Origin of the sequence: Streptomyces durocortorensis, from assembly GCF_016901035.1 — a bacterium.
GTDB lineage: Bacteria > Actinomycetota > Actinomycetes > Streptomycetales > Streptomycetaceae > Streptomyces > Streptomyces durocortorensis.
On record NZ_JAFEUF010000063.1, the window covers coordinates 14,289 to 18,090 of the forward strand.

The 3,802-nt window shown below is 73.5% G+C and carries 3 protein-coding genes; 1 reads left to right on the forward strand and 2 read right to left on the reverse strand.

Annotated elements, in window-relative coordinates:
* The first annotated feature begins 367 nt into the window (after positions 1–367).
* A complete protein-coding gene (locus tag JS521_RS14880) occupies positions 368–1,261 on the forward strand; it encodes an alpha/beta fold hydrolase (protein ID WP_205083458.1) in 894 nt (297 codons plus the stop codon).
* Positions 1,262–1,294: 33 nt separating this feature from the next.
* Here JS521_RS14880 and JS521_RS14885 read toward each other — a convergent pair whose 3' ends face one another.
* Both JS521_RS14885 and JS521_RS14890 read right to left on the reverse strand, forming a co-directional pair.
* Complete coding sequence (locus JS521_RS14885; RefSeq protein ID WP_205083459.1) at positions 1,295–2,938, reverse strand: transporter; 1,644 nt, start codon at positions 2,936–2,938, stop codon at positions 1,295–1,297.
* Complete coding sequence (locus JS521_RS14890; RefSeq protein WP_372448583.1) at positions 2,935–3,762, reverse strand: ABC transporter ATP-binding protein; 828 nt, start codon at positions 3,760–3,762, stop codon at positions 2,935–2,937. The genes JS521_RS14885 and JS521_RS14890 overlap by 4 nt, the downstream gene beginning before the upstream one ends.
* Positions 3,763–3,802 lie beyond the last annotated feature (40 nt).

A 3,802-nucleotide genomic window follows, 5' to 3' on the forward strand; every position in this document is an offset into this window, starting at 1 on the left:
CTCCGTCCCGCGGCGCGGGTGTTGGGGGGGGGGGGGGGGGGCGGCCCGGGGGCGGGTCTTTGGGGGCCGGGGGCGGGGGGGCCCCCCCCCCCCCGGGGGGGCGGCCCCGGCGTCCGAAGAGGCCGGGGCCGTTCCTCCCCTGTGCTGACCTGGAGCCCCGAGCTCTCAAGGTCATCTCCCGCGGGCCCCTGTCCCCGAGCGGCCCGCCTCCCGCTGAAGATCTCCCCAGGCCGGTCGGCATCAATCCTTGACCGGTGTCACTCGAACGTGGGGTGTTGGGTGGCGGAACCCCATTTTCGAATATGAGTTCGATAGCCTGGCGGCGCGACCACACGGTGATCGAGGACCAGAAGGGGGTGCCAGGACTATGGTGCGGCGCATCGATGTGACCGGAACCGACGGCGTACGCCTCGCGGCATGGGAGTTCGCCGATCCGCCCAAGGAGCGTGCGGAGGCGGCCGGCGCTCCCGGGGTCTTACTGCTGCACGGGCTGATGGGCCGGGCCTCGCACTGGGCCCCGACCGCCCGCTGGCTCGCCGAACGGCACCGCGCGGTCGGCCTCGACCAGCGCGGCCACGGCCGCAGCGAGAAGCCCGCCGACGGCCCGTACACCCGCGACGCCTACGTCTCCGACGCCGAGGCCGCGATCGAACAGCTCGGGCTCGGCCCGGTCACCGTCGTCGGCCACGCCATGGGAGCGCTCACCGGCTGGCAGCTCGCCGCGAAGCGCCCCGACCTCGTCCGCGCCCTCGTCGTCTGCGACATGCGGGCCTCCGCCCTCGGGGCGGCCTCCCAGCGTGAGTGGAGCGACTGGTTCGACTCCTGGCCGCTGCCCTTCGCCACCCTCGCCGACGTACGGAAGTGGTTCGGCGAGGACGACCCCTGGGTGGAGCGGCCGAACCCCGCGCGCGGCGAGTTCTACGCCGAGGTGATGGCCGAGACCGAGGACGGCTGGCGCCCGGTCTTCTCCCGCACCCAGATGCTCCGTACCCGCGCCACCTGGGTCTTCGACGCCCACTGGGAGGAGCTGGCCCAGGTCCGGTGCCCCGCGCTGGTGCTGCGCGGCCTCGACGGTGAGCTGGGCCGCGCCGAGGCCCAGGAGATGGTCCGGGTCCTGCCCCGCGGCCAGTACGCGGAGGTGGCGGACGCGGGCCACCTCGTCCACTACGACCAGCCGGAGGGCTGGCGGGCCGCCGTCGAACCCTTCCTGGAACAGCTCGCCGAGGACAACCGGGACGACCGCGAACCGGTCGCCCCGTAGCCCTCGGCTTCCCCTCCCGCCGAGGGCGGCGGCTCAGCCCTTGCTGACCGCCGCCAGGATCTCCGGCAGCCGGTTCGCCGTGCGCCCGGCGGCGATCCGCAGCCCCGCCCACCCGATGAGCGCCGCGTACACGAGCCCGCCCGGCACCATCAGCCACAGCGCGTCGTGGTGGTCCGTGACGTGCATCCAGATCGTCGGCACGATGACCGGCGCGGACAGCAGCGCGGCGGCCAGCATGCCGCCGAAGATCGAGATCCAGGCCAGACCGCCCTGCCCCGGCACCACGTTCTTGAACGCGCCCTCCTGCGGGATCGAGTACGGGAACAGCGCCGAGGCCACCGCCCCCGTCGCCAGCATCGAGCCCAGCAGCGCGAAGGACAGGCCCAGCGCCCCCGGCAGCGACCGCCAGTCACCGATCATCGCCGCCGTCACCCCGCACACGAGCAGCGTGAACGGCAGGGTGAGCAGCAGCAGGACCAGCGCCCGCGCCCGCAGTTCGACGTACGCGTCCCGGGGCGAGGAGATCGTCAGCGCCACCATCCAGAAGGCCGAGGTGTCCTGGCCGAACTGGTTGTACATCTGCATGCCGAGCATCCCCGCGGCGAAGCACGCGAAGTAGACCGAGCCGGTGCCCTGCACCGCGTTGAGCAGCGGCACGATCGCCCCGACCGCCAGCGCCGTCACCCAGGCCGCCTTGGTCTTCGGATCCCGGGCCACGTACCGCAGACTGCGCTGCATCACCGTCCCCGTACGGCCCTCCGGCAGCAGCCCCGACAGACCGCGCCGCCCGGTCTCCTTCTCCTTGCGGGCCGGCTCCGCCGCCGCCAGGGTCGAACCGTCCGGCGCGGTCATCAGCTTCACCAGGCTCCGCTGCCACATCCACATCAGCGCCACCAGGGCGCCCACCGTGATCAGGGTCTGGAGGACGGCGACCCCGTACGCACCGTCCGAGGCCGTCTCCACCGCCCCCACGGCGGAGGCTCCCGGCAGCCAGCGCACCACGCTCGCCGCCGGGTCCAGAGCGGACAGCCCGCCCGCCTGGCCGAGCCGCTGCGCGCCGAAGTTGACGAACTGGATGCCCACCGCGATCACCAGCCCGCTGAGCACCGCGAGGTCGCGGCCCTTGCGGGAGTTCAGCAGCCGTACGTTGGCCGTGGCCACGGCCCGGGACAGCGCCACGCACAGCAGCATCGTCAGCGGGACCGCGAGCACCGCGAACACCACCCCCGCCGCCCCGTGCGCCAGCGCGAGGACCGAGCCGACCACCAGGCACAGGGTGAACAGCGGGCCGATGCCGATCATCGAGGAGACCAGCAGGGCCCGGATCAGCGGCTCGGGCCGCAGCGGCAGCATCACCAGCCGGGTCGGGTCGAGGGTGTCGTCACCGCTGGGGAAGAACAGCGGCAGCACCGCCCAGCCGAGCGCCACGACTCCCGTCAGCAGCACCACGACCGTGCCCGCGTGCTCGTTGCCGCGCAGCAGGACCAGGGCGAGCACCTGGCCGGCCGCGAGCAGCAGGCTGACGACGAGCGAGGCGATGAACGCCGCCTTCCGCCCGGAGGACTGCCGCAGCCCGTTGCGCAGCAGCGTCAGCTTGAGCCGTACGAAGACCGGGGTCAGGCCCGTCGTCGGCGCGGCCGGGGCCGCGGAGGTGACCGGGGCGTCCAGCACGCTCATCGGGTACCGCCCAGCCAGTCGAGGGAGTCGCCGGCCTCCCGGCCGCCCGCGCCGACCAGTTCGAGGAAGGCGTTCTGCAGCGAGGGCGCGTCGCCCCGGACCTCCGCCAGCGTGCCCTGCGCCTTGATCCGGCCCGCCGCCATCACGGCCACCCAGTCGCACAGCGACTCGACCAGCTCCATCACATGGCTGGAGAAGACCACGGTCGCCCCGGACCGGGTGTAGCGCTCCAGCACCCCCCGGATGGTCTGCGCCGACACCGGGTCGACGCCCTCGAACGGCTCGTCCAGGAACAGCACTTCGGGATTGTGGAGGAGGGCGGCGGCGAGCCCGATCTTCTTCCGCATACCGGTCGAGTAGTCGACGACCAGCTTGTGCTGCGCGCCCGCGAGGTCCAGCACGTCCAGCAACTGCGTGGCCCGCTTGTCCACCTCGTCGCCCGGCAGACCGCGCAACCGGCCGTTGTACGCGAGCAGTTCACGCCCCGAGAGCCGCTCGAACAGCCGCAGCCCCTCCGGCAGCACCCCGATCCGGGACTTCACCTCGACCGGATCCGTCCACACGTCGTGGCCCGCGACCTCGATCTTCCCCATGTCGGGCCGCAGCAGCCCGGTGACCATCGAGAGCGTCGTCGTCTTGCCCGCCCCGTTGGGCCCCACCAGGCCGATGAACTTCCCCGCGGGCAGCTCCAGATCGATCCCCGCGACGGCGACCTGCTCCCCGAACCGCTTCCACAGCCCCTGGACGCGGACGGGGGGGGGGGGCCCCCGCGGGCCCCCCCCCCCCCCCCCCCCCGCGCCCCCCCCGGCCGCAGCGAGCCCCACGACCCCCCCGCCCGCACCCCACCGAAGAGAAAGAGAGTAT